We start from the raw sequence: 22,157 nt of genomic DNA, 5'->3' as shown, positions 1-22,157 counted from the left end.
GTGCCGTGCCAGCTTGCGAAAAGCCAGCAAAATCAAGGGCTTGCAATATTGCCGTTCCGACCAGAAATAAAAAACGCCCGCCATCTGTCGGGACCTGGCGACAGATGGCGGGCGCAATCGTATAAGTGGCTGATTTTTAAGGAACTATTCTTGTCGCTCCTCGGCGACAGGTGGACCGTCCCCCCTGAACTGGCTGGCGTTGAGGTCGTATTTCTGGAGCAGGCGGTAGAACTCCGTGCGGTTACGCTCGGCGAGCCGGGCCGCGTCGGCGACATTGCCATCCGTCAGCTTGAGCAGCTGCACGAGATAGTTGCGCTCGAAGCGCTGCTTCGCTTCCGTATAGCTGAGCACTTCCAGCGAGGGCACCCGCAAGGCGCGCTGGACCAGCGAGAGCGGCACCAGGGGCGCCGTGGCCAGCGCGCATACATGTTCCACAACGTTGTAGAGCTGGCGCACGTTGCCCGGCCACGAGGCGCGCGTCAGCGCTTCCAGCGCGTCCGGCGCGAAACCGTTCACGGTCTTCTGGTATTTCGCCGCCAGGGATTGCAGGAACTGCGTGGCCAGCAGGCCGATATCCTCGCGCCGCTGCGACAGGGGCGGCAAGGTGAGCGTGATGACGTTCAGGCGGTAGTAAAGGTCTTCGCGGAACTGGCCTTCCAGCATGGCCGCGTCCAGGTCGCGGTGGGTGGCGGAGAGCACGCGCACGTCGACCGGGCGGCCGTTGTCCGATCCCAGCTGGCGCACCACGCGCTCCTGCAGTACACGCAGCAGCTTCACCTGCAGCAGCAAGGGCATGTCGCCGATTTCGTCGAGGAAGAGCGTGCCCCCATCCGCCGCCTGCACCAGGCCTTCGCGGCTCGCCACGGCGCCCGTGAAGGCGCCTTTCACATGGCCGAACAGTTCCGACTCCAGCAGCTGTTCCGGTATCGCCCCGCAGTTGACGGCGATGAAGGGCGCCTTGGCGCGGCGGCTGGCGCGGTGGATGGCGCGGGCCAGCAGCTCCTTGCCCGTGCCGCTCTCTCCGCGTATCAGCACGCTCGCATCCGATGCCGCGACGAGGCGGGCCTCCGCCAGCAGCTCCGCCATGGACTGGCTGCGGCTGATGATCTCCGCGCGCCATTCGTCGTCCCGCGAGGTGTGCGATGCGCTGGGCGCCGTCATGCTGAGGGCCTGCTCGATGCGTTCCAGCAGCACCTTCGCATCGAAAGGCTTGGTGAGGTAGGCGTAGGCGCCAAGCGTCGTGGCCTCCACCGCATCGGGAATGGTGCCGTGCGCGGTCAGCAGGATCACGGGCAGGGCAGGGTATTCGCTGCGGATCTGCTGGAACAGGGCCATGCCGTCGCGTTCGGGCAGGCGGATATCGCTGATGACCATGGCAGGCAGTTCGATGGACATGCGGGCGAGGGCCGCCTCCGCGCTGTCCACGGCCGTCACGCGGTAGCCGTTGGCGGTGAGCCGCATGGAGAGCAGGCGCAGCAGGTCGGCATCGTCGTCGACCAGGAGGAGATGGGCGCCGTTCGCCATCATTTGCCTCCCGGTGTGCTGCCGGTTTGCGGCCGGACAGGGAGGCCGCGCTCGATGGCCTTCAGCGCCTCCAGCGTTTCGTTCAGCTGGTCCGTCTTGCGCTGGTTCTCCTTCAGCTGCGCCTGAAGCTTCTCCGCATGGTCGGCCAGCCTGCGCGCCTCGGCGCAATGCGTGGAGAGCAGCTGCGCGAAGGACTTCAGTCCCTGCGCTTCTGGCTCGCCCGCTGTGGCCACGGTATCGAACAGGGCCTGGGCCCGCGCCAGGTCGCCATTGCCATGCGTGAGCATCAGGATCATTCCCGACTGGAGCATGAGCTTGGGCGTGCGCTGCTGGAGAGTGAGGCCGCTCAATTCCTTGAGCAGTTCTCCCTGCGTCATGCGGCGCAGCGACTGGTGATAGGCCAGCAGCGGCGAGACCTCGTCCGGCGGCGGCACCGGCGCCACCGATAGCGGCACCGGCTTCACCGGAGGGGGAGAGGGCAGCACGTGCGCGGGAGGGCGTGGCGGCTGCGCGGCGCACCCGGCCAGCATCGCCAGCAGGCAGAGCGAGGGGATATTCTTATTCATAAGGCAGTTCGATCCTGAAGTGAGCACCCTGCGGCGAGGGAAGAAGGCGCAGCCTGCCGCCGTGCGCGTTGATGTATTCGCGCACGATGGAAAGGCCGATCCCGTTGCCGCGTCTGGCGCCCGGCGGCTGGCGTTGGCCCTGGTAGAAGGGCTCGAAAATATGGTCGGCGTCGGCATCCGCGACACCGGGCCCGTTGTCGATGCAATCGAGGGTAAGCAGCTTGCGGTAGGCCGAGAGATGGAAGCGCACCGCGCCCCCTTCGGGGCTGAAGCGCACCGCGTTCGACAGCAGATTGCTCACGGCGGCGGAGAGCTTGTCCGCATCCACGTTGACGGGAGGCGCATCGCCTTCCACCGTCACGGTGAGGCCGCGCGCCTGCCATTGCAGGCGCTGGGTTTCGATCACTTTCTCTATCAGGGCCTTCATGTCGGCAGGCTCGCGCAGAAGGCGCTGGGCCTCGAAGCTGGCGGCGTTGTAGCGCAGCAGGTCCTCGATCTGGTTTTGCAGTGACGCGGTGTTCTGGTGCAGGATGGCGGCGATCTCGCGCTGGTTGGGCGCGAGCGGACCGGCGACTTCGTCCTCCAGCAAGGCCACGCCTTCCACCAGCGCGGCGAGCGGCGTCTTGAGTTCATGCGAGATATGGCGCACGAAGCGCGACTTGTCCGCCTCCAGTGCGGCGAGGCGCTGGCGCAGCCAGTCCAGATGCTGGCCGAGGCGGCGCAGGTCGTGCGGGCCTTCCACCACGATGGGCAGGTCGTAGCGGTTGCCGCCCAGGCGGCCCACGGCCGTTTCGATCTGCTTGAGCGGGCGCGCCAGCCATACGCCGAAGCCGAAAGCCAGGATGGCCGCGAGGCCGATGGAGCCCGCGGCGAGGCCTGTCATCGTATGCCGCCGCGCTTCCAGCTCGCGCAGCACCTCGTTGTTGCGGCGGTCGACCTCCATCTTCACCTCGTCCGCCAGTTCCTCGTTGATGGCCGGGAGGCGGAGGAGGGCAGCATTCAGAAGCTGCTGGCGCGCGTTGCGCCGCGAACGCGGCATGTCCAGCGCCTTCCAGGCGTTCTCGCCCTGGCGGCGCCAGTCCTCGAAAGCGCCGCGCTGCGCGTTCGGCAGCCCGCCGGCAATCGCTTCGAGGGACGCCTGGGCATCGCGCCAGGCCTCCGCGTAGCGCTCGCGGAAGACGGGATCGTTCAGCACCAGGAACTGGCGCGCGCTGCGCTCCATGGCCACGCTGCGCTCCGCCAGGCGCTGGGCATTCGCGGTAAGGAGAAGCGCGTCGCGCCCGGTGGCCCGGCTCAGCGCCGCCAACTGGTCGAGCGTCACCAGCGCGTGGATCGAGCTCGCGCTGAGCAGCAGGGCAATCAGCAGGAAGACGCCCAGCAGAAGTTGGCGGAACGAAAGCTTTGTGATCATGATGCGAGGGCGGTTGACCTAGCATCATAGGAGAAAACCCAGCAGCGGCGCGTCCGCTTGGCTCAGCAGCCCAACGCCTGAGCCCGTGTCACCTTCTGGTGCCTGGCACCAGAAGGTGACACGGGCTCGGCTTGAGAGCGCTCAAGCCTGGCTGGGGCGTTGACTTGCCATGTTGTCCGCCGTGCCATTGTGATGTATGTTGTCGATTCTTAATAATCAACCTCAGCGACATGAGCAAATCCAGCCAGTTCACGCTGCTGACGCAGCGCCGCTTCGCCCCCTTCTTCTGGACGCAGTTCCTCGGCGCCTTCAACGACAACCTGTTCAAGACGGCGCTGATCGTCATCCTCACCTTCGACGCGGCGAAGTGGACCACGCTCTCGCCCTCGATGGTGACGAACCTCATTCCAGGTCTCTTCATTCTTCCTTACGTGGTGTTCTCCGCCACGGCAGGGCAGATCGCGGAGAAGTTCGAGAAGTCCGGGCTCACGCGCTTCATCAAGTGGCTGGAAATCGGCATCATGGCCGTGGCGGGCATAGGCTGGTTTACGCATACGCTCTGGCTGCTGATTCTCGCTATCGTGGGCATGGGCACGCACTCCACGCTGTTCGGCCCCGTCAAATACGCCTATATGCCGCAGCAGCTCAAGCCCGAAGAACTCACCGGCGGTAACGGCATGGTGGAGATGGGGACTTTTGTCGGCATCCTGCTGGGCCAGATCGCGGGCGATGTGATCGTGATGCAGCAGCCCTACGGCATCCACATGGTGGCGGCGGGAACCTTGCTGTTCGCCGTGCTGGGCCTCATGGCAGCCTACCGCATTCCCGTCACCCCCGCACCGGCCGCCGAACTGAAGATCAACTGGAATCCGCTCACGGAAAGCTGGCGCAACATCTCCTATGCAAAGCAGAACCGGACGGTTTTCCTTTCCATGCTGGGGAACTCCTGGTTCTGGTTCTACGGCGCCCTGGTGCTGGCGCAGTTCCCCGTCTATGCCATGAACTACCTGCATGGCGACCATAGCGTGTTCGTGATGCTGCTGACGGCTTTCTCGCTCGGCATCGGCGCGGGATCCCTGCTGTGCGAGCGCCTGTCCGGGCATAAGGTGGAGATCGGCCTCGTGCCCTTCGGCTCCATCGGCCTTTCCCTGTTCGGCGTCGACCTGTACTTCGCCAGCCTTGGCTACACCGCCGCCTCCTCGGTGGATGCGCTGGGCATGCTGGCGCAGCCCGGCGGCTGGCGCGTGGCATTCGATGTGGTGATGATCGGCGTGTTCGGCGGCTTCTATATTGTGCCGCTGTTCGCGCTGATCCAGCTGCGCTGCGATCCCAAGCATCTCTCGCGCACCATCGCGGGCATGAATATCCTGAATGCGCTGTTCATGGTGGCCGCCGCGGGCGTGGCCATGCTGCTGCTCGGCCATGGCTTCACCATTCCCCAGCTCTTCCTGGCGACGGCGATCATGAACGCGGTGGTGGCCGTGTACATCTTCTCGCTGGTGCCGGAGTTCCTCATGCGCTTCCTCGCCTGGCTGCTCATTCACACCCTGCACCGCGTGAAAGTGCAGAGCGCGGACCGCATTCCGGAGGAGGGCGCGGCAGTCCTGGTCTGCAACCATGTGAGCTATGTGGATGCCATTGTGATCGGCGCGGCGAGCCCGCGTCCGATCCGCTTCGTGATGGACCACCGCATCTTCAATACGCCGCTACTGGGCTGGATCTTCCGTACTGCCAAGGCGATTCCGATTGCGCCCGCCAAGGAAGACCCGTGGCTGCTGGAGAAGGCCTATGTGGATATCGCGCACGCGCTGCACGACGGGGAGCTGGTGTGCATCTTCCCGGAAGGACGCCTGACTGCAACGGGCGAGATCAATGAGTTCAAGGGAGGCATTGCGAAGATCATCGAACGTTCGCAGGTGCCGGTGATTCCGATGGCGCTGCGCGGCCTGTGGGGCCACCTGCTCAGCCGCAGCAAGGATAACGTCTTCGAGCGCGCCTTCCGCAAGGGGCTGCGCTCGCGCCTGGCCCTCGCCGTGGGACAGCCGGTGGCGCCGACCGTGGCAACGCCGGAACGGCTGCAGCAGGCCGTGCTCGACCTGCGGGGAGACTGGAAGTAATCAGAGCCCGTCGATGTTGACGAGCTCGTTTGCGTACATGCCGAAGACCTGGCGAATCAGCTCCAGGTTCCCGGCATCCAGCAGCAGGCTCAGGTCCGGCTTGCGGTTCAGCTCCAGGTTCATGCGCACGCCATCCTCAAACTGCTTGCACTGCACCGACAGCACGCGCGGCGTCACGGCGTCGTCCCACTCTTCGCGGAACAGCGGCTGCGGCTCGGGCGGCTGTTTCAGGTCGGGATTCTGGTTCACGGGGATATGGCGCAGCAGCCACAGCACGATGGAGCCGGGGAAGATCACGCTCGACGCCTTGTTGTCCGTGTAGGTGAACTTGACCACCAGGGCGTTGCCGACAAGGTCGGCCATGGTGAAGGAGCTCTTGACTTGGCGTACTGCGGTTTGTTTCACGGCGTTCCCCGGTGGTTGGATAGCGCAGGCATTCTAGCGGACGGGACCATGCTCGGCAACGCTTCGGGCCCCGCCCATGCCGGTTTTGCAACAGGCGCCGAACGTGGTACTGTATCGTCCGCAATCTGTACAACTCGTTACAAAATGATTATGCGGAAGTAATTGATACTTCTTACAATCAAAACTTCCGACTCACAGAAAGAACGAACAATAATGAAGCGCATTTGGCTTGCCAGTCTCTCCGCCGCCACCCTTGCCTTGCTGACCGCCTGCGGCGGCGGGGGCGACGATCCCGCTGCGCCGAGCACTAGCACCCCGGTGGCCGTGAGCGGCCTCTACACTTCCGACTTCAGCCAGGCCCCGGCAAACTGGGCAGGCTGGAACGGCGAATCCAGCGATTACACGGCGGCTACCGCGCCGACCGGCGTGGCATTCGAGCAGCGTGCGCTTCCTGCACCGTATGTCGACACCAAGGCCATGTTCATCGGCGGGCGCAACAACAGCGACGACGCCTTCCTGTACATCAAGAAGCAGTTCACTGGCCTGACGGCATCCACCAACTACACTTTCACCATCCAGGCCAACCTGGTGAGCAGCGCGCCTTCCGGCTGCCTGGGTGTGGGCGGCGCTCCGGGCGAATCGGTGTACGTGATTGCGGCCGCCTCGCCGACCGAGCCCAAGGCCACGGCGGACAGCACCGGTTACACCAAGGTGAACATCGACCGCGGCAACCAGGGCACCCCTGGCGCGGCCAGCATGGTGCTGGGCAATATCGCCAACGGCGTGGCCTGCAATGCGCCTCCGCGCTACGTTGCCAAGCTGCTGCGCAACACCACCGGCATCACGGTCAAGACCGATGCGGAAGGCAAGGTGTGGGTCTTGTTCGGTATCGACTCCGGCTTCGAGGACACGAGCAGCATCTACCTGCAAAGCCTGACGATCAGCTTCGTACCAGTCACCACTACCTGATTCCGAAGCCATCTCAAAGAAAGGGCCCGCTTGTGAACTGACCCCAAAGAGTTGGACAGTTTAGTTAGGCAGCCAAGGGCTGAGTCCGGAATTGTACCGGGCTCAGCCCTTTTAGTTTGAGCTTGATGCGGTCATGGTTGTAGTAATGGATGTAGCGCTTCAGCCCAGCCCTGAGTTCCTCGACGCTGTTGAACTTATTGAGGTAGAAGAACTCGGTCTTCAACACCGCGAAAAAGCTCTCCATCGCCGCGTTATCGAGGCAGTTTCCCTTCCGCGACATGCTTTGCACCAGCTCGCGTTGGTGGAGCTGACGCTGGTAGGCGGGCATACGATATTGCCACCCCTGGTCGGAATGAAGCATCGGTTTGTCGTTGGGGCCGAGTTTCGCCAGTGCCTGCTTCAGCATTGAGCTGACCAATTCGAACTTGGGACGCTCGGCGGTTTCGAAGGCGACGATTTCGCCGTTGTAGAGATCGAGCACAGGCGAAAGATACAGCTTCCTGCCGGCCACATTGAACTCGGTCACATCGGTAACCCACTTCTGGTTGGCGGCATCGGCCTGGAACTGGCGGTTCAGCTCGTTCGATGCAGCACGCCCCACCTCGCCCCTGAATGATCGGTATTTCTTGGGTCGAACCAGCGATTTCAGTCCCAGCGTTCCCATCAAGCGCTGTACTTTTTTATGGTTGACCAGCAGACCCAGCTGACGCACCGCGGCAGTGACGCGGCGATAGCCATAACGTCCCTGGTGACGATTAAATATCGTCTTGATCTGCTCTTTAACCTGCGCGTGCTTGTCGCCGCCTTGAAGCACTTTCTGCTGGTAGTAGAAGGTGCTGCGCGGCAGCTTTGCCAGCTTCAACAATCCGGCAATTGGATACTGCTGCCTTAGTTCCTGCACTACTTGCGCTTTTTGGCGGGAGTCGCCTTCTGCTGTGCTTGAACCAAGGCTCGCAACTTTTTTAGATATGCCACCTCCATGCGGAGATGGTTTACCTCCGCCAGCAGCTCCTCGCGGGTGCGCGTGTCATCGTTGGGGGAATCTTCTGTTTTTTCCGTTGCGGTTGCCATCTTGCTCGGTTTTCCTCGTTGGCCGGGCTGCAGGGCATCCAGCCCGCCATTTTCGTAACTACGCCCCCAAGCAGCCAGAATGCCAGGATTGCGGATATTGAACTGAGCGGCCGTCTGACCGTATGAAAGTTCATTTTCCCACATGTGCCGCAAGACTGAGAGCTTGAACTCGGCACTGTAGTGGCTGAACTTCTTCTTGAGTCCTCCGACACCATGGGCCCGGAACGACTCCACCCAGCGTCGCACCATCCCATATGCGACCCTATGCTCTTGCGCGATCGTCCTGTAACCGGCCCCGCCGCGCAGGTACTGCTGAACTACCGCTAGCTTGAACTTCTCATCGTACTTCGTCATGAAAAAACCCCAAAAGTTGGTGTCCAACTCTTGGGGTTCAGTTCATTGATGCGGGCTTTTTTTTATCCCGGAGCCTGCCAGCTCATGGCGTTGTAGACCCCGTTGCTGCCCTGCGATACGAAGCCGCAGCGCTGCAGAAGCCGCTGGGCCGGGCTTCCCAGCAGCACATCCACGTGCAGCGGTACGCGCATGCGCACGCCCTGGGCCTGCAGGCTGCGCAGCAGGCCGAGGCCGATGCCCCGGTTGCGGCATTCGGGCAGCAGGCTCATGTCAATGATGCGGATTTCGTCCTGGCTGTAATTCACGTAGAGGCGGCCGATGGGCAGCTCGTGCTCGGTGATGATGGCCAGGTCGGCATAGGGATAGAGCTTTTCGAAGTGGCTCTGGCGGGCCCGGTACAGCAGGGAGAGCAGAAGGGCGCCTGTGCTGGCGTCGCAGCCCTCCATATGGGAGACATCGCCGCGCGTGAGCGCGTACAGCTGCTCCATGAAAGCCTGGTCGGCAGGTTCGGCGGCGCGCATTTCGATAGTGCGTGGAGTCCGGGTGGCCATAGCGGTGCGTCTTTCCTGAGCGAGAGAACGGCGTTGGCGAAGCGGGAGCTGCGTAATCATCATAACACCAAGATTGGACGGTTTGACAAATCACTGCTGTGTGTACACAGTGGAGGCTGAACTTCCCTCTCCAATGGAGCAATATGAGCAGCAATTTCGTGATTCCTGCGCCACAGATGGCGGCCCTGCCGGTAGCAGGAACGGAGGCGCGCTTCCCCGTGCGCCGTGTCTATTGCGTAGGCCGCAACTATGCGGGCCATGCGCGCGAAATGGGATCGGACCCCACGCGCGAACCGCCTTTCTTCTTTTGCAAGCCCGGCGATGCCCAGGCCGTTGTGGCCGTGATGCCGGGCGTCACGGCGCAACTGCCTTTCCCGCCCCAGACCAGCAACTTCCACCACGAGTGCGAACTGGTTGCCGCCATCGGCAAGGGCGGCGCCAATATTCCGATCGGCGAGGCGCTCTCGCATGTGTTTGGCTACGCCGTGGGCCTCGACATGACGCGGCGCGACCTGCAGGGAAAAATGAAAGACGCGGGCCGCCCCTGGGAAATCGGCAAGGCCTTCGACTATTCCGCGCCCGTGGGCCTGCTGCACCCGGCCGCTTCGGTGCCGGGCATCGAGAAGGCGGCCATCAGCCTGCAGGTGGATGGGGTGATGAAGCAGGACAGCCATGTCAGCCACCTGATCTGGTCCATCGCCGAGACGATCGCCAACCTCTCCACCCTGTTCACGCTCGAACCGGGGGACCTGATCTTCACGGGCACGCCGGAAGGCGTGGGTGCCGTGCAGCGCGGCCAGACCCTGACCGCGCGTATCGAAGGCCTGTCCGAGCTCTCCGTCCGCTACGTTTGAGCGCGCAGCGCCGCGATGGCCTGCAGGCCTTCCAGCGCTCCGGCGGCGATGCCGGCGTCGCGGCGGTTGGCCACCTCCGGCTCGCGCGGATTGATCCGCACCAGCCGCCCACCGCGCGCCACGATGCCCTGGCTGAAGTAGCGCACCGAAGGCACCGCCGTGCCCGCGCCCAGCTCGATGACGAGCGGGCGCTCCACCATCTCCAGCCAGGCCTCCAGACGCCGCGCCTGCTGCGCGCTGCGCCGTTCGATCCAGCCGCCGTCGCCGAACATCAGAATGTTGGGCCGGGCCAGTCCGCCGCAGTGGGGGCAGCGCGGGGCCTCGTTCAGCAGGCGGCAGCGTTCCTGGTCCACCTCGGGCGCGAAGGACTCGGCTTCCCAGATGGCGCTCTCGCAGCCGTCCATGCATTGCAGGTGGTGGATGGACCCGTGGCATTCGTAAATTGCCGCGGGATCGAAGCCTGCGCGCTGGAATTGGCCGTCCACATTGCTCGTGAAAACCCGGCAGCCCTGCGGCATGGCCTCGCCCCAGGCGCGGAGCAGGCCGAACCCCGCATGCGGCCGCGTGGACCGGTACAGTGCGAGGCGGTGGCCGTAGAAGCCCCAGGCCAGGCCAGGATCGCGCTCGAAGGCGACGGGGGAGGCGATGCGGGCGAAGTCCATGCGGCTGCGGCCGAGCGCAGGGTAGGCCTTCCAGAAGCCTTCATTGCCGCGAAAATCCGGCAATCCCGAGTCCACGCCCATGCCCGCGCCGGCGGCAATGATAAGGCCGTCGGCCTCGTCGAGAAGGTCGGCGGCGCGGCGGATCTGGGCGGTATCGAGGGCCATGGAAAGATGAGTGCAATCAGTTCGCAAGAAAGGATAGCAAAACCTTCAACCCCTCTGCTATAATTCGTGGCTCGTCGGGGCGTAGCGCAGCCTGGTAGCGTACCTGCATGGGGTGCAGGGGGTCGGAAGTTCGAATCTTCTCGCCCCGACCATTAGAATCAGGCACTTACAGTGCTGGGTGTATGTATACTCAGCACTGTATTTTATACAGCCGTATAATACTCAGCTGTTCTCCTCGCCCTTCGGATGGCGCCCAGCCCATTCCGCATTCCACTCGGCAACTACCGCCTCTTCTTCCAGATCTTTCCGAAACTGCTCGGCCAGCATGCCCAGGGCATCATTCTTGCCGTAGATCATGTGTGCGATCTGGCGTGCCTTCATGATACGGCGGCGCAGGCGTGCGATCTCCCATAGAAGCCGCAGCACGTCGTCGGCACTGCGGCGCGCTTGGATTTCGAGAAGCTCAGCCTTGGTGAGCGAAGGAGGATATTTCATGGCCAATGTACTGTATGCAAACACAGTATATCAGTCAGCGGGGATTACTTCGAAAGTGCCTTGATCGTGTCGTCCTTCACCTTGTTGGCGCGCGTCGTGCCGAACTCGAACGAGAAGACCTGCTCAATCCAGCCCAGGGCGCGGCCAAGGATCAAGGTGATGACTGCCTTCGCATCGTTGTCCAAGCCCGAACGCCACACCATGATCGCCAGGCAGAAGACCACCAGCGCGCCCGCGCCGCCCGCGAGCATGTTGGCGCGGTAGTTCAGGATGCCGACCTTGGCCAGATCCACGTCGCGGGCTCGGGCGTTCTGGGTGTCAGCCAGGTACATCTGCTCCAGCTGCAGCTGCTGCGCGGCCATGGCCTCCTGAAACTCCAGCACCTTGTTCGGATCAGCCTTCAGGGCGGCCAGCGCGCTTTCGCCGTCCGGCTGGCCGGTGATGGCCTGGGCCACGCCGACAACCTTCTCCGCAACCTCGGCCGCCTTGTCGCTGCCGGACAGGATCTTGATGATGTTCGGCGCATACTGCGCCAGTTGCATAGCAATCGGAATCAGGGGGCCCATCATTTCACTCCTACGGTGGTGGTGGCGATATCCCAGTTGCGCGCCCAGGTCTCTGGGTGCGGCTTGCCAGGCCGCCAGGCCGCTAGATACTGCTGCCAGCCTTCGTCCGGGTTCTGGGGGAGCTCCTTCGGGACCGTGTAGATCAGGAGCCGGGCCGCTGCGGCGGCGACGAGGTCCTGGTAGCGCATGGCTTCCCATAGCGCTTGCGGTTCGGGCTTCACGTTGAATGCGTCGCAAAGCTCGGCCATGTGGGCCGCAGTGCTTCGATGGGTGAGCACGCCCTTGCAGCCGCCGCCCTTCTCGAACTGCCAGAAGGAGCAAGCGGGGCCTTCCTCGGCGCCCCCGGCCAGCACCTGGCGGCGGTGGTTCAAGCCGGTTTCCTGCAGGGCGATGGCCAGCATAAAGCGCGCGGCGCGGATGTTAGCGGGGATGCCAAGGGTCGCCAGCTCGTTCAGCGCGGGCATGATGGCGGTCTGCAGCAGGCGGATGGGCGTCATTCTTCATTCTCCCGTTCGTCCTTGCGGTAGGCGCGCCACGTGCGCGCCAGCTTGATCAGCTGGATCGCCAGGACTACGCCTGCCGTCACCAAGCCAATGCTCATCGTCGCCGTACTCAACCAGCCCTGAATCAAATCTAGCTTGGCAGCCGCTCCAGCCGAAGTCACCGCCGCTGCCACGCCGGTAGCTACTTTCGGATTGCTAGCCGCTTCTACGGCCGTGCGTACGATTTCTGGCTCGTTCATTCATTCGCCTCTTTAAAATCCGATCAACCGCGCCGACCAGCAGCGCCGCAAACCATATCGATCCCGAGATAATCAGCAGCATGACGGTCTGGTAGTAACAATCTGCCCCATTGCACATAGCTCAAGCCCCACATGAAAGTGTTGTAAATCACTGGCGGGGCATAGGCCAGATAGAGCGCCCATCCGAGCGCATTGCCGACAATGGAAACGAGACATAGGGTCTCCATGTCGGTACAAAGTCGCCCAGACAATAGCCAGGGCGTTGACCACAGCAAGAAAAAATCAACCGCCGCGGCGCTCCCGTGAAAGATCAGCATCCCAGCGGGCGTGTTCGGCAGATCAGCGGTCACAACGGCGTGAATGTCCATGGCGAGCCAGAACACCACTCCGAGGATCAAGCGGGAGCGCCAGCAGTTCATTTCTTAGGCTTCGGAGTCTGGGGTGGGGTGGAAGTTTTCTTTTCAGGCGGTCGCTGTTGGCCACCACCTGCACCCACTGCGAACAGGTCTTTTTTCATTTGCTACCTTTCAAAAAAATGCCCGCTTATGCGGGCTGGTCGTTGGAAACTTTGCGCTGCTCGGGCGGGAACTGATACCGGCTAAGCTCCTTCTGGTAGGCGTTCCAGCAGTGGTTCGGACCCTGGAATGGATAGAACAAGCTGTCGATGACGACTCTGAATACCTTGTACGGGTAACGGTCGCCGAGGCGGCCGCAACGCGACGAGACAGTCTCGTCTGCCCAAGTCTCGGTGCTAAACGGATTGCCTAGAACGACATTGCAAAGCTGATCGAAGGCGATAAACAGTTGGTAGAAGCCGTGCCTCACGTTCATTTCTATTCTCCAAAAATGGGTGGCCAGCCAGTTTTGTAGTCGTAGCTTGCCGGGTTTTCGGCGGCTTCCATGCCGGCCTTATGTTGCAAGGCGACTTTGTAGGTGTTCGATTCCTGCAACTCGGCAGCACTCATAATCGTGTGGGCCAAACTAGCCGTTACTGGGACATGCCCGTTGTCCATCGTTTTAACGGCTATTGCATTGCCTTCCGAGTTCGTCAGAATCGCATTCATATCGCCCCCAGACGCCGCCACCAAATCCGCGCGCCGTGCTGCGGCCAAGAATTGAGAACGGGAGATCAGATCACTATGGAACCAGTGAGGACCGACCGGGAATCCGCCTTGCAAGATCCTGGCATCACGGAGCTGCTTGATCGCTTCCCATTGCCGCAGCGCGGCCAGAGAAACGGCAGCAGCCCGGTTAGCATCGATCTCCGCTTGTTCTTCTGGCGTGGCATCACGCTCTTTCTGCACCTTTTCGGTGTCGTCCCAATAGCAAATTTTGTCCATTAGCTGACCTCTAGTTTAGTACCCCGTAAATCTTGATACTCCCGCCTGCTGCAAAATTAGCTCCGCCTGACCAATAGAATCGAATGCCGCTGACAGCATTGGCGGACACGAAGTTTGATCCGATGGTGTCTGCTTGCGCCTGGGTCGCCGTACCAGTCATGCACATGGTGTGCGAAATCAGGACCTTTGCGGACGCTGCGCTATTGGCGTTGTGGACGTGGAGAGTGCCACAGACCCCGCCCGTACTGTTTGCCAGAACACTAGCCGTGGTTACAGACATAAACGAATCGCCCGTTGTGGCCGTGCCCGCAGTTACAGAATCATTACCGTATGTTGCGCCAGAGTTCACTGAGCCGGCAATCGCAAACCTAGCACGCAGGACATCCGATGACGCAGGGATAACACCACTGATCTGTATGAGATAGTTGTCATAAGTTGACGTAAAGGTGCTGAGGAAATCTACGTTGGCTGCCGCTGTCGGCGTAAGTGATGCGATAAAGATTACCCCCGGGGACTGCGAGATAACGGAGGTACCGCTAGCCTTGGTGTAGTACATGCATCGCACGTTTCCGGCCCCGTCGCCACGGAACTTTGCGCGGTCGCCGGCTGCGGTGGTGATACTTGCGCCACCTGGGAGGATCAGGCTCGTAGCGTTGTGCGTCAGCGTAAGTACGCCATCAAATACCAATTCGTACTCATGCCCCGAGGTGAGTGTGATAGCGGTGATTGTGGTGGTCCCGGTGATGTGCGCAAAATCGCCAGGCGCGGTGTCAAGGTTGATTGTTGCAGCGCTGGCGATATCCGGCCCCTTGATCCCGGCGCTATCGCCAATGCGCTTGAGTTGGCAAGTGCCAGCGGTATCCAGCAGAATTTCGTACCACTGATTTGGCATAATCTCGCCGCCAACGCAGGCGGCTCCATTCACCTGCACCGTAACGGCAGCTAGGCCAGAAATTGCCACGGTCGTTGCGCCGGTATTGGCCGAAGCCCCAGACTTGAATCGGAAATACTGGCCTATCGCATAGGCGGTGATCGCAGGGGTAGGAGTGAGCGTCAGCGCATTCGCGGTGCCACCAGCAGTTCCCGCGAATGTTGCGGTTTGCGTCTGCGCTTGGCCCAGGGTCGCGGAGTCCGTCGCCGCAGTACCAGCGCCCATTCCCGTGAACTTGAACCCGCCCATCGGCAGATTGGCAGACGGCGTAGTAACCCCCGTGCTGGAAATACTCTGGGTTAGGCCGGTTGCTATATCATCAATGGTATTATTGAACGCCGTGCTACTGATGGTAGTATTGGTAACGACCGGATTACCGGGCGTGAAGGGCGTAAAGACGCCACTGCCATTACGGGGCATATGAACTCCTGAACGTCATCCCGACGTGCAAAAAAAAGCCGCATGAGCGGCTGAAGGAAAGAAAATGAAAACCTTGCTTGTTTTTCTTTGCGTAGTGTTATCTGGCTGTGTCAGCGTTAAACCGACCTATCTTGCGGATGGCTCCATGGGCCACTCAATTACCTGTAACGGCGGTTACCAGACAATGGGCGCATGCGTTGAGAAAGCAGGCGAGATCTGCGGCGCAGCTGGATTTTCTATCGTAGATCAGTACGGCAGTGCGGTGCCTTTTTCGGTTGCGTCTGGCGGCATCGAGGCTGACCGCAACAAATCTAAAGGATCATTTAACGCTGTCTCTGGTGTCAGCACTAAACGCAATATGTTTGTGAAATGCAAGGGGTAACGTATGGAGACTTGGACAATCGCTTTGATCCTAAAACCGCTTGGTGCGCTTTTTCTATTCGGTTGCTGCGCGCTCCCTGGACGTATCTTCGTCCAGCGCCATATGAAGGATGGAAAGTGGAAGCGCTTACTGCTGCGCCCCATTCACAACCGCTGGTAGTGCCATTGCTTGACCTTGCGCGGAGATGCGCAGATATTCAGCGATCTTGGACGGTGGGACACCTGCCCGCTGCATTGCCTTGAGTGTTGCTTCCGGGTCCATCAGGGTCTCAGCTAATAGATTGCGCATGCGCTCGTCCGCCCCTTTGTACAGCTTGTCGCCAGCCATCTGAGCCAAGCCACCCAGACGGCTACCGAACGGTATAGCCCCAGCCCAGGTAGGAATGCCGGACTGGTCAATCAGGTTGGACATAGACATTTTCTGTACTGTGTCCGAACCGACACCACGCCCGGCGCTGTCTGCCGCTGCCTTTAACTGCGCGTCCTTCACAATGCCAGCCAGTGTCTGCATTTGCTCGGGCTCCATGGTTCCTGCCATAGTGGCACCACGCATACCCGTTACATTTTTTGCTAGCTCATCTCCATTGCGTAGTGCTTGGGCGAGGGCATCAGCGCGTGACTTGAATGGAACTGCCGTGTTATCGGCCAAGGCAGGAACAAACCGGTTGTAGAGCTCTTGGCCGATATCCATTTGGTTGATCGGCTTGCTCATTTCAGCGTACGTTTGCCGAGCAGCGCCGTACTCTGGAATGCGCTGTTCAAGCCACTGCAAGAACTCGTCTTTGGTCCCCATTGCGGCTTTTCGCTTGGCCTCAACGAACCCCCTTGCGGGATCTTTGATAGCAGTATCCAGGCCCATCTTCAGGTCATGAAGCGCTTGACCAGAGTATTGTGCGGGTGCTTGTTGTGCTGCGCTCCGCATTGGGTTGCCGGAGGCGTCCAGAATCCCTGCACCTGCCGGGGCAGGGCCCTGCGGCATTGCAAAAGCCTGGCCCCTCTCTTGGGCGAGGTTCTTTGCCTCTTCCATCGCAGCCCGCATGGACGGGCGTTGCATGAGCTGTTCAAACTCTGAGTCGCCGGGTACGGTTGCTTTCTTTGCGGTGTCGTACAAGGAGTTCGTCGCCTCGTCTCGCGCCGCGATAGCGGCTGCCTTGTCCTCTGGATTCTTCGCAATGCCACGTAGAGCATTGACCAGGGCCGCTCGCTGGGTATCATCAACTGCACCAAAGCCACCAGGGTCTATTGCCCGCGCTGTCCTTTCCAAGGACGCCATGCCTGCATCCTGTGCTGCTTGCCCGGCAGTCGGGGAAAATCCTGGCGTGGCACCACGATTGGCGACCAAGTTAGCCATCGCCTTTGCCCGGTCACCAACTGCGCTATTAATCACCCTGCCAGCAATTTGCTGACGCCCTTTTTCAGTAAGAGGATCGGAAAGGGCCTTAAGTACTTTGCCTGTCCTGATGGCAAGCGGAACAGCGCCACCAGCAGCCGCGCCTATACCGATGTTCTTGAAACGGCTATCGTCGGTGCCCACTGGCTGTATAGCAGATGAGGCAGCGCCGACCAGCGCGCCCCCAGTGATAGTGTTCGCACCGGGGATCATGGCCGTTGGGGCGGCGGCTGCGACATTGCCAAAGATATTGCCAGCTAGCCCGGCGCCGGTATTCATCAGAGCAGCGTCGCGCTTCTTAGCCTCGTCGATGTCCGCCCTAGTTGGCAACCCCATGGTATCGGCAAACGACGAACCGCGACCGCCAGTAACCAAATCGGAGAGTCGCTTTTGTGGTGGCGCCACTGCCTCGATACCTTCGCGCAAAAGTTGACCAGCACCGCGCCCGATATCCACGAACGCCTTGCCAGTCCCCGCTAGGAACTTCTGCGTTCCGCTCATGCCTTCTGTTGGGTCGGATGGTGCGGCGGATTGGGGCGTCGTGGTAGCTCCGCGCATCTTCATGATTTCGGCAGCCAGCATGCGCGCCGCATCAACGTCGCCAGCAGCATCAGCGTTGCGTAGTGCGCGTTCGAGCCGTGCGATATCAGCCATTACCGTCCCCCGTACTTCTTGAGAAGCGAATCGATATCCCCGCCACTCGGGCGCAGATCGACGTTGAAATAATCGGCAATGCCAGACGTTGCGGGATTAGATCTAGCCTTCTCTACTTTCTTTTGGTGCTGCGCGAACTTGAATTGAGCCACTCGCCTTGACGCATTAGCGACGATCCGCAGTTCTGCCGGGGTCATGCTGTCGATATTCCCCGAGATAGCCTTCTCGGCCAGCTCACTTTCTTGATTGGTAACCTGGCCTTGACCCTGCATGAGCTTGCGGCCTTCCAAGGTCAACTCAGCCAGGCCACGCACAGCCTGGCGGGTATTCGCGATCTTCTCTTGCTCGTCCCTGCCAGCAATCCCAAGCGTATCTCCGAGCTGCGCAAAAGCCATGCGCTTAGACGCCAGCGGGCCGGTGAACAGTTTGTTAGTTTCTACGGCTTTCAGGACGCGGTCCGCTGCGTCAATTTGTCCTACGGCTCCCTCTGCCTGCTCTTGCGACTTGGTGAGGATTGGCCCGACTTGGCCAGCGATGCTTTCTGCGGCCTTCAGGTCGGTTTTAACAGACACACTGGGCGCGCCAGCCCTTGCCTTCTTGGTTGCATACTCTTGGTACGGCATGTTGGGTACGGGGCCGTTTGGTCCCATAGCGAACGGCTCATTAGGGTTCATTGGGGCGAATCCCTGAGGCGTCGTATCGTACTCGCTGCGGTAAGTACCGTTATCATTGATGATCTTGGTGCGATCTTTCACACCATCAATGTATTTGGTTTTTCCGCGCTTGCTTTGAACGTAGGCATTACCGAACTGATCGTATTTTGGATCGGTCGAATACTCGTCCTCGGCCAGCAGACTTTCTAGCATCTTGCCGCCCAGCGCTGGGTTATCAGGGTAGATCGCACGAAGCTGTTCCCACTTGCGCTTTTCCTCTGGCTTGTACTTTGGCGGGGTGAATCCGGGACCCTCCACCTTTGCTTCGCTCGAACCCTCGGCAAACATGCCCTCTGGCGCAGAGGTAGTGATTATGTCGGCCAAGCGTTGCCGCTGCTGCTGCACCAAGCCCGCTTGCTTCTTGTCAGCCTCATCAAAGCTGCGCTTAGCCACCAATGCCTGGGCGAGTTTAGCCGCGTGCTGAGTGATACTGGGAGGGACGTAGATGCCTCCGACGTTCTGGCCTTGGTCTGGAGTCAGGGATTGCTGCTGGAGCGCTTCGGCCATTCTCCGCTGACGCTCCAGTGCGGACTGCTGCGCGGCCAGGTCTGGCTGGGAAACGAGGCTTACATTGTTGATCGCCATTACGCCACCTTGGAATAGTCAACCATCTTGACGCCGGATGGGTGGTCGATCACCGCGTCTGGACGGATCTTCTCAATATCCTGCGCCATCACACCCATGTGGGTAGCCAGATCGCCCTTATAACGGAAGGTGTAGACCGGCATGCCTCCGTCGGTCGTGCCGATGCGTTTGATTCCCTCTTTGACGCGTCTGTCAGACATGAGATAGGCACTGCCCAGACCAAAGAGCCCGTTCATCATGTTGCCGCCCTGCGCAGCCTGAGCGTTGTACCGTGACATATTAGCCTGGTCCTGTGCCTGCGCACCTTGGAAGACTGGGGCAGCCTGGACTTGCTGGCCTGAGTACTGCTGGAACTGAGGGACGTTGACTTGCGCCCCAGTTCTGAGCGCATTGATCTCGTTCAATGGCAGTTGGCGCGTGGTGAGATCTTCCTGAAGCTGCTGCTGGCGTGCTTGGTTACCGAACTGACCGGCAGCGAGACCCTGATTGAAGTTCTGGCCATTTGCCGCGAGCCTCTGCCCGAACATCTGCCCGGCAGCCGCGTTCTGAAATTCAGCCCTCTGCGCGTTCTGACCAAACTCCTGTGCGTTGGCTGCGTTGCTGAAGCCAGCGCGGGTGGCCGCCTGCCCGAATTCCTGCGCGTTAGCAGTGTTGGCCAAGTTAGCCCGCGACAGGCCCATATCGTTCAGGCGGCTTTGCTCCTGACCGGCCGCCAGAATGGCCGAATCACGGGCGCCGGAGTAGGCATCATTCTTCGCCCGGGCGAAATTGTCCATCTCGCGTTTGTACGCCTCGCTGCCTTGCATAATCCCCTGGTTCGCCAAGCGTGCCGTCATATCGGCTTCGCTTTGCTGGAATTGCGGGTCTAGCCGCGATGTCTGGCGGCGGTACAGCGCGTCTTCGACCTGTTGCCCAGACTGATCAAAGCGCGGATCAATGCTCCCTTTTATGGCGTTCTGTTGACCGGCGATATCGTATTGCACCGCCCTGCGAGGGTCGGCAATTTGGGTAGTGATACCATCCGTACCTGCCTCGGTCGGTTGCACCCCAACGCGACCTGTCATTGTCGGAAGCTTGCTGGTGTCGAACCCCGTGCCGAGCATGTTGCCGACCCGGGAAATGCCTCCTTCAGCCAGATCCCCCATACCCTGGCTAATGCGATTCTGCTGGTCGAAGAGCTTCTGGCCGACATCGCTGAGCTGCTGATTTACTGTCGCCTGGTCGCCGTTGTACGTGACAGTCTGGGTGCCGTAGGGGTTGATGATGTTCGGGTTGCTGAGCTTGGCGCTAGTGCGCGCTGCGTCAACATTTGCGGCACCTTGGGCCTGTGCTGCGCCCACGTAGTCCGGCGCTGGTGGTGGCTTACCTTTACTTCCCATGTTTAAGCTCCAAGAATCTGCAATCGGCTTTGGTCATGCAGTAGACGAGTAGGTCTCCGGTCGGGTCAGCGTCCTTGAGGCGCGTTTCCAACCTGAACCCGAGGTGTTCATCGAACTTGCGTGCGGCCGCATTGCCCTCTGCGACCAGGCCCGTAATTCGACGGACCTTCAGTTCTTCGAAGGGGTAATAGAACGCGTACCAAAGGAATTCCCGCGTTAGCCAGCGCTTGCCGGGGAGGGCCGCTACGTGCATGCACACGGAAGCACCGTTGTAGTTGTCGAACACGACGCCCGCTATTAGCTGCCCTTCATCCTCTAGGCCAATAGCTTGATAGGACGACCAGCACGCACCGCCGAGTATGGTTGAAACGAATGCGCCGACGCGCTCTGGCTCGTAGGCAATGATCCGCCTCACACGACGCCCCCGACCTCGTATAACCAGTCAGTAGCGGCCCAGGAGACCTCATTGGTAGCTGAAACGATCTTCATGCGCAGAGCGCAGCAGTAGCCAAGCCCCTGGATGGACTGCCAGTCACGGTAGATCGTGGGACCGCCCCACACTGCTTGGTCCCACTTCGCCACGTCCCAGAGCGCCGATGCATTTGACACCGTGATAGAAGCAGTTACGTCCGCGTCCTCAAAGTCCACGTTCAAGCCGAAGCTCGGCATCGGGGTTTCGGATGCGGTGAAGACTGGCCGCGCCATCTTCCAGTGCTTTGTGCGCCCCATCGCGCCGAAGTAGTTGAAGGCCGTTTTTACCTCTGAAGTAATGGCTACAGTGCTGTCGTCGTTGTACTGCCAGGCCCGGCAAACTTTGCCATTCGCGCCGAAGTACAGGTTATCGTTGAACAGCTCGAAGCAGTTGGCATTCCATCCTTTGAACCTGCACCATGCATTCGTGAGGGTGTTCATCACGTATTGGTGGGTCTCGATCCCAGGATTGACAGGGACGTTAAAGAGCAGCATGTTCTCTTTCGGGAAGAGAATCGGATGCCAGCCGAAGTTATTGAGGTAGCTGCTGGTTGCCTGTGTCACGGCGCCCGAGATCTTGTCGGAGATCGCGCTGCGCGTGTCCAGGCGTGTGGATTCCAGGGCTGCAGAGAGCGGGAAGAAGCCGTCGAGGGTCATCAAGACCAGATCGCCGCCGACCTTCACAAAGCATTTATCCGACACTGGGGCGCCCAACTGATAAATGCCGACCAGTGCGAACTCCGATGCCGATGCCGGGTCCGTACCGCGATACACCGCTATCTCGCCCTTGGACGTGACAATCACCAAGTGATCGTCCATGCCGTAGCCACCGTCAAGCGTCCATGTAGCCGTAGCGACGATCTTGCCGCCCAACTTGAAGAGCGGGCCGAGAGGAATTTCCGAAGCTGTGCCTGAGATCGAATTAATACCGAGATACCAGATGGACATGCTGTCCTTCTGCACTAGGAATATTCGCTGCTTCCAAATATTGATGTTGCTGAAGTTCGCCGTTGTTAGAGACCCGATTCCCGTTACTGCGGGATTCGTCCAACTCGTGCCGTCGTACAGAAGCGCTAGGTCAGCTCCATTCACGGCCCAAAGAAACTGCCCTCCAGCCGTACGGAAGTTGATGTAATTCAGCTTGTCGCTGGTCAGCGTTGAGTACACGGCTGCGCCGACTACGCCTTGCGAGCTCGCATCGAAGATCTGTGGACCACACACTGCGAACAGCTTGCTGCTAGTCGGCCCCGCGTACGCCATAAGGGTATTGACCTGATTTGGGAGGCCGGTCGCCCAATCCTGGGAGCCAAGACGCATGAGCACATCGCCCGTGCGCGGGAACCAGTTGTCTAGAATGACAGCATCGGTTGGTGCCATATTGGCCAGCGGGTCACGAGCATTCCATCCCCCTACAGGCGCAGGAAGGGATGCGGACTGGCTT

The 22,157-nt window shown here is 60.6% G+C and carries 24 protein-coding genes and 1 tRNA gene; 5 read left to right on the top strand and 20 right to left on the bottom strand.

Annotated elements, in window-relative coordinates:
• Window positions 1-144 precede the first annotated feature (144 nt).
• Genes LSQ66_RS14435 through LSQ66_RS14425 form a run of 3 tightly spaced genes read right to left on the bottom strand, consistent with a single transcriptional unit; the run spans window position 145 to window position 3,501 of the window.
• Window positions 145-1,527, bottom strand: a complete 1,383-nt coding sequence (locus LSQ66_RS14435; protein WP_407659519.1) for a sigma 54-interacting transcriptional regulator — start codon at window positions 1,525-1,527, stop codon at window positions 145-147.
• Window positions 1,524-2,090, bottom strand: a complete 567-nt coding sequence (locus LSQ66_RS14430; protein WP_231765898.1) for a hypothetical protein — start codon at window positions 2,088-2,090, stop codon at window positions 1,524-1,526. Before LSQ66_RS14430 ends, LSQ66_RS14435 begins: the two co-directional genes overlap by 4 nt.
• Complete coding sequence (locus LSQ66_RS14425) at window positions 2,083-3,501, bottom strand: sensor histidine kinase (protein ID WP_231765897.1); 1,419 nt, start codon at window positions 3,499-3,501, stop codon at window positions 2,083-2,085. Before LSQ66_RS14425 ends, LSQ66_RS14430 begins: the two co-directional genes overlap by 8 nt.
• Window positions 3,502-3,731: 230 nt before the next feature.
• Here LSQ66_RS14425 and LSQ66_RS14420 point away from each other — a divergent pair, with 230 nt between their 5' ends.
• Window positions 3,732-5,618 carry an MFS transporter gene (locus LSQ66_RS14420; protein WP_231765896.1) on the top strand — a complete coding sequence of 629 codons (1,887 nt, stop codon included), beginning with the start codon at window positions 3,732-3,734 and terminating at the stop codon, window positions 5,616-5,618.
• On the opposite strand, the gene LSQ66_RS14415 is transcribed toward LSQ66_RS14420, so the two are convergent.
• Window positions 5,619-6,023, bottom strand: coding sequence for a hypothetical protein (locus LSQ66_RS14415; protein WP_231765895.1), 405 nt, complete (start codon window positions 6,021-6,023; stop codon window positions 5,619-5,621).
• Between the two features lie 213 nt (window positions 6,024-6,236).
• On the opposite strand from LSQ66_RS14415, the gene LSQ66_RS14410 reads away from it, so the two are divergent.
• Complete coding sequence (locus LSQ66_RS14410; RefSeq protein ID WP_231765894.1) at window positions 6,237-6,992, top strand: hypothetical protein; 756 nt, start codon at window positions 6,237-6,239, stop codon at window positions 6,990-6,992.
• 64 nt (window positions 6,993-7,056) lie between these two features.
• On the opposite strand, the gene LSQ66_RS14405 is transcribed toward LSQ66_RS14410, so the two are convergent.
• Window positions 7,057-8,417, bottom strand: a protein-coding gene (locus tag LSQ66_RS14405; protein WP_231765893.1) for an IS3 family transposase whose coding sequence is annotated in 2 segments (ribosomal slippage) — window positions 7,057-7,935 and window positions 7,938-8,417 — 1,359 coding nt in all. Because the reading frame shifts where the segments join, the coding sequence is not laid out codon by codon here.
• 62 nt (window positions 8,418-8,479) lie between these two features.
• Window positions 8,480-8,968 carry a GNAT family N-acetyltransferase gene (locus tag LSQ66_RS14400; RefSeq protein WP_231765892.1) on the bottom strand — a complete coding sequence of 163 codons (489 nt, stop codon included), beginning with the start codon at window positions 8,966-8,968 and terminating at the stop codon, window positions 8,480-8,482.
• A gap of 143 nt (window positions 8,969-9,111) precedes the next feature.
• On the opposite strand from LSQ66_RS14400, the gene LSQ66_RS14395 reads away from it, so the two are divergent.
• Window positions 9,112-9,822, top strand: a complete 711-nt coding sequence (locus tag LSQ66_RS14395) for a fumarylacetoacetate hydrolase family protein (protein ID WP_231765891.1) — start codon at window positions 9,112-9,114, stop codon at window positions 9,820-9,822.
• Here LSQ66_RS14395 and LSQ66_RS14390 read toward each other — a convergent pair.
• Window positions 9,813-10,649, bottom strand: coding sequence for an SIR2 family NAD-dependent protein deacylase (locus tag LSQ66_RS14390; RefSeq protein WP_231765890.1), 837 nt, complete (start codon window positions 10,647-10,649; stop codon window positions 9,813-9,815). The genes LSQ66_RS14395 and LSQ66_RS14390 overlap by 10 nt on opposite strands.
• A 75-nt stretch (window positions 10,650-10,724) precedes the next feature.
• On the opposite strand from LSQ66_RS14390, the gene LSQ66_RS14385 reads away from it, so the two are divergent.
• Window positions 10,725-10,801, top strand: a tRNA-Pro gene (locus tag LSQ66_RS14385).
• Window positions 10,802-10,871: 70 nt separating this feature from the next.
• Here LSQ66_RS14385 and LSQ66_RS14380 read toward each other — a convergent pair.
• The 8 genes from LSQ66_RS14380 to LSQ66_RS14345 form a co-directional block, all read right to left on the bottom strand.
• Window positions 10,872-11,144, bottom strand: a complete 273-nt coding sequence (locus LSQ66_RS14380) for a hypothetical protein (protein ID WP_231765889.1) — start codon at window positions 11,142-11,144, stop codon at window positions 10,872-10,874.
• 44 nt (window positions 11,145-11,188) lie between these two features.
• Window positions 11,189-11,713 (bottom strand): hypothetical protein, encoded by a 525-nt coding sequence (locus tag LSQ66_RS14375; protein ID WP_231765888.1) that lies wholly within the window; start codon window positions 11,711-11,713, stop codon window positions 11,189-11,191.
• Complete coding sequence (locus LSQ66_RS14370; protein ID WP_231765887.1) at window positions 11,710-12,207, bottom strand: hypothetical protein; 498 nt, start codon at window positions 12,205-12,207, stop codon at window positions 11,710-11,712. Before LSQ66_RS14370 ends, LSQ66_RS14375 begins: the two co-directional genes overlap by 4 nt.
• On the bottom strand, window positions 12,204-12,452 hold the full coding sequence (locus LSQ66_RS14365; RefSeq protein WP_231765886.1) for a hypothetical protein: 249 nt from the start codon (window positions 12,450-12,452) through the stop codon (window positions 12,204-12,206). The genes LSQ66_RS14370 and LSQ66_RS14365 overlap by 4 nt, the downstream gene beginning before the upstream one ends.
• Before the next feature lie 23 nt (window positions 12,453-12,475).
• Window positions 12,476-12,871, bottom strand: a complete 396-nt coding sequence (locus LSQ66_RS14360) for a hypothetical protein (protein WP_231765885.1) — start codon at window positions 12,869-12,871, stop codon at window positions 12,476-12,478.
• A gap of 124 nt (window positions 12,872-12,995) precedes the next feature.
• Window positions 12,996-13,283, bottom strand: coding sequence for a hypothetical protein (locus LSQ66_RS14355; protein WP_231765884.1), 288 nt, complete (start codon window positions 13,281-13,283; stop codon window positions 12,996-12,998).
• 2 nt (window positions 13,284-13,285) lie between these two features.
• Window positions 13,286-13,792 (bottom strand): DUF4376 domain-containing protein, encoded by a 507-nt coding sequence (locus tag LSQ66_RS14350; protein WP_231765883.1) that lies wholly within the window; start codon window positions 13,790-13,792, stop codon window positions 13,286-13,288.
• A gap of 10 nt (window positions 13,793-13,802) precedes the next feature.
• The gene (locus LSQ66_RS14345) at window positions 13,803-15,143 is read right to left on the bottom strand and encodes a hypothetical protein (protein ID WP_231765882.1); all 1,341 of its coding nucleotides are present in this window, start codon (window positions 15,141-15,143) and stop codon (window positions 13,803-13,805) included.
• Between the two features lie 64 nt (window positions 15,144-15,207).
• Here LSQ66_RS14345 and LSQ66_RS14340 point away from each other — a divergent pair, with 64 nt between their 5' ends.
• A complete protein-coding gene (locus LSQ66_RS14340) occupies window positions 15,208-15,525 on the top strand; it encodes a hypothetical protein (protein ID WP_231765881.1) in 318 nt (105 codons plus the stop codon).
• A 126-nt stretch (window positions 15,526-15,651) separates the two neighbouring features.
• Here the strand turns inward: LSQ66_RS14340 and LSQ66_RS14335 are convergent, their stop codons facing one another.
• From LSQ66_RS14335 to LSQ66_RS14315, 5 genes are read right to left on the bottom strand one after another with little or no spacing between them, the layout of a single operon-like run.
• Entirely contained in the window at window positions 15,652-17,568 is a 1,917-nt protein-coding gene (locus tag LSQ66_RS14335; protein WP_231765880.1) for a hypothetical protein, read from the bottom strand.
• Entirely contained in the window at window positions 17,568-18,866 is a 1,299-nt protein-coding gene (locus LSQ66_RS14330; protein ID WP_231765879.1) for a hypothetical protein, read from the bottom strand. Before LSQ66_RS14330 ends, LSQ66_RS14335 begins: the two co-directional genes overlap by 1 nt.
• A complete protein-coding gene (locus LSQ66_RS14325; RefSeq protein ID WP_231765878.1) occupies window positions 18,866-20,245 on the bottom strand; it encodes a tail fiber domain-containing protein in 1,380 nt (459 codons plus the stop codon). Before LSQ66_RS14325 ends, LSQ66_RS14330 begins: the two co-directional genes overlap by 1 nt.
• Window positions 20,235-20,660, bottom strand: a complete 426-nt coding sequence (locus tag LSQ66_RS14320) for a GNAT family N-acetyltransferase (protein WP_231765877.1) — start codon at window positions 20,658-20,660, stop codon at window positions 20,235-20,237. Before LSQ66_RS14320 ends, LSQ66_RS14325 begins: the two co-directional genes overlap by 11 nt.
• On the bottom strand, window positions 20,657-22,093 hold the full coding sequence (locus LSQ66_RS14315) for a hypothetical protein (protein WP_231765876.1): 1,437 nt from the start codon (window positions 22,091-22,093) through the stop codon (window positions 20,657-20,659). The genes LSQ66_RS14320 and LSQ66_RS14315 overlap by 4 nt, the downstream gene beginning before the upstream one ends.
• Window positions 22,094-22,157 lie beyond the last annotated feature (64 nt).

This window comes from Massilia endophytica (assembly GCF_021165955.1).
Taxonomy (GTDB): domain Bacteria; phylum Pseudomonadota; class Gammaproteobacteria; order Burkholderiales; family Burkholderiaceae_D; genus Rugamonas; species Rugamonas endophytica.
The sequence above is the reverse complement of the archived record's forward strand: the minus strand, read 5'-3'. Positions and strand labels throughout refer to the sequence as shown.

Coding starts and splice junctions, on each gene's coding strand:
- LSQ66_RS14435 (WP_407659519.1), bottom strand. CDS start 1,527: ATGATGGCGAACGGCGCCCATCTCCTCCTGGTCGACGACGATGCCGAC.
- LSQ66_RS14430 (WP_231765898.1), bottom strand. CDS start 2,090: ATGAATAAGAATATCCCCTCGCTCTGCCTGCTGGCGATGCTGGCCGGG.
- LSQ66_RS14425 (WP_231765897.1), bottom strand. CDS start 3,501: ATGATCACAAAGCTTTCGTTCCGCCAACTTCTGCTGGGCGTCTTCCTG.
- LSQ66_RS14420 (WP_231765896.1), top strand. CDS start 3,732: ATGAGCAAATCCAGCCAGTTCACGCTGCTGACGCAGCGCCGCTTCGCC.
- LSQ66_RS14410 (WP_231765894.1), top strand. CDS start 6,237: ATGAAGCGCATTTGGCTTGCCAGTCTCTCCGCCGCCACCCTTGCCTTG.
- LSQ66_RS14400 (WP_231765892.1), bottom strand. CDS start 8,968: ATGGCCACCCGGACTCCACGCACTATCGAAATGCGCGCCGCCGAACCT.
- LSQ66_RS14395 (WP_231765891.1), top strand. CDS start 9,112: ATGAGCAGCAATTTCGTGATTCCTGCGCCACAGATGGCGGCCCTGCCG.
- LSQ66_RS14390 (WP_231765890.1), bottom strand. CDS start 10,649: ATGGCCCTCGATACCGCCCAGATCCGCCGCGCCGCCGACCTTCTCGAC.
- LSQ66_RS14380 (WP_231765889.1), bottom strand. CDS start 11,144: ATGAAATATCCTCCTTCGCTCACCAAGGCTGAGCTTCTCGAAATCCAA.
- LSQ66_RS14375 (WP_231765888.1), bottom strand. CDS start 11,713: ATGATGGGCCCCCTGATTCCGATTGCTATGCAACTGGCGCAGTATGCG.
- LSQ66_RS14370 (WP_231765887.1), bottom strand. CDS start 12,207: ATGACGCCCATCCGCCTGCTGCAGACCGCCATCATGCCCGCGCTGAAC.
- LSQ66_RS14365 (WP_231765886.1), bottom strand. CDS start 12,452: ATGAACGAGCCAGAAATCGTACGCACGGCCGTAGAAGCGGCTAGCAAT.
- LSQ66_RS14360 (WP_231765885.1), bottom strand. CDS start 12,871: ATGAACTGCTGGCGCTCCCGCTTGATCCTCGGAGTGGTGTTCTGGCTC.
- LSQ66_RS14355 (WP_231765884.1), bottom strand. CDS start 13,283: ATGAACGTGAGGCACGGCTTCTACCAACTGTTTATCGCCTTCGATCAG.
- LSQ66_RS14350 (WP_231765883.1), bottom strand. CDS start 13,792: ATGGACAAAATTTGCTATTGGGACGACACCGAAAAGGTGCAGAAAGAG.
- LSQ66_RS14345 (WP_231765882.1), bottom strand. CDS start 15,143: ATGCCCCGTAATGGCAGTGGCGTCTTTACGCCCTTCACGCCCGGTAAT.
- LSQ66_RS14340 (WP_231765881.1), top strand. CDS start 15,208: ATGAAAACCTTGCTTGTTTTTCTTTGCGTAGTGTTATCTGGCTGTGTC.
- LSQ66_RS14335 (WP_231765880.1), bottom strand. CDS start 17,568: ATGGCTGATATCGCACGGCTCGAACGCGCACTACGCAACGCTGATGCT.
- LSQ66_RS14330 (WP_231765879.1), bottom strand. CDS start 18,866: ATGGCGATCAACAATGTAAGCCTCGTTTCCCAGCCAGACCTGGCCGCG.
- LSQ66_RS14325 (WP_231765878.1), bottom strand. CDS start 20,245: ATGGGAAGTAAAGGTAAGCCACCACCAGCGCCGGACTACGTGGGCGCA.
- LSQ66_RS14315 (WP_231765876.1), bottom strand. CDS start 22,093: ATGGCACCAACCGATGCTGTCATTCTAGACAACTGGTTCCCGCGCACG.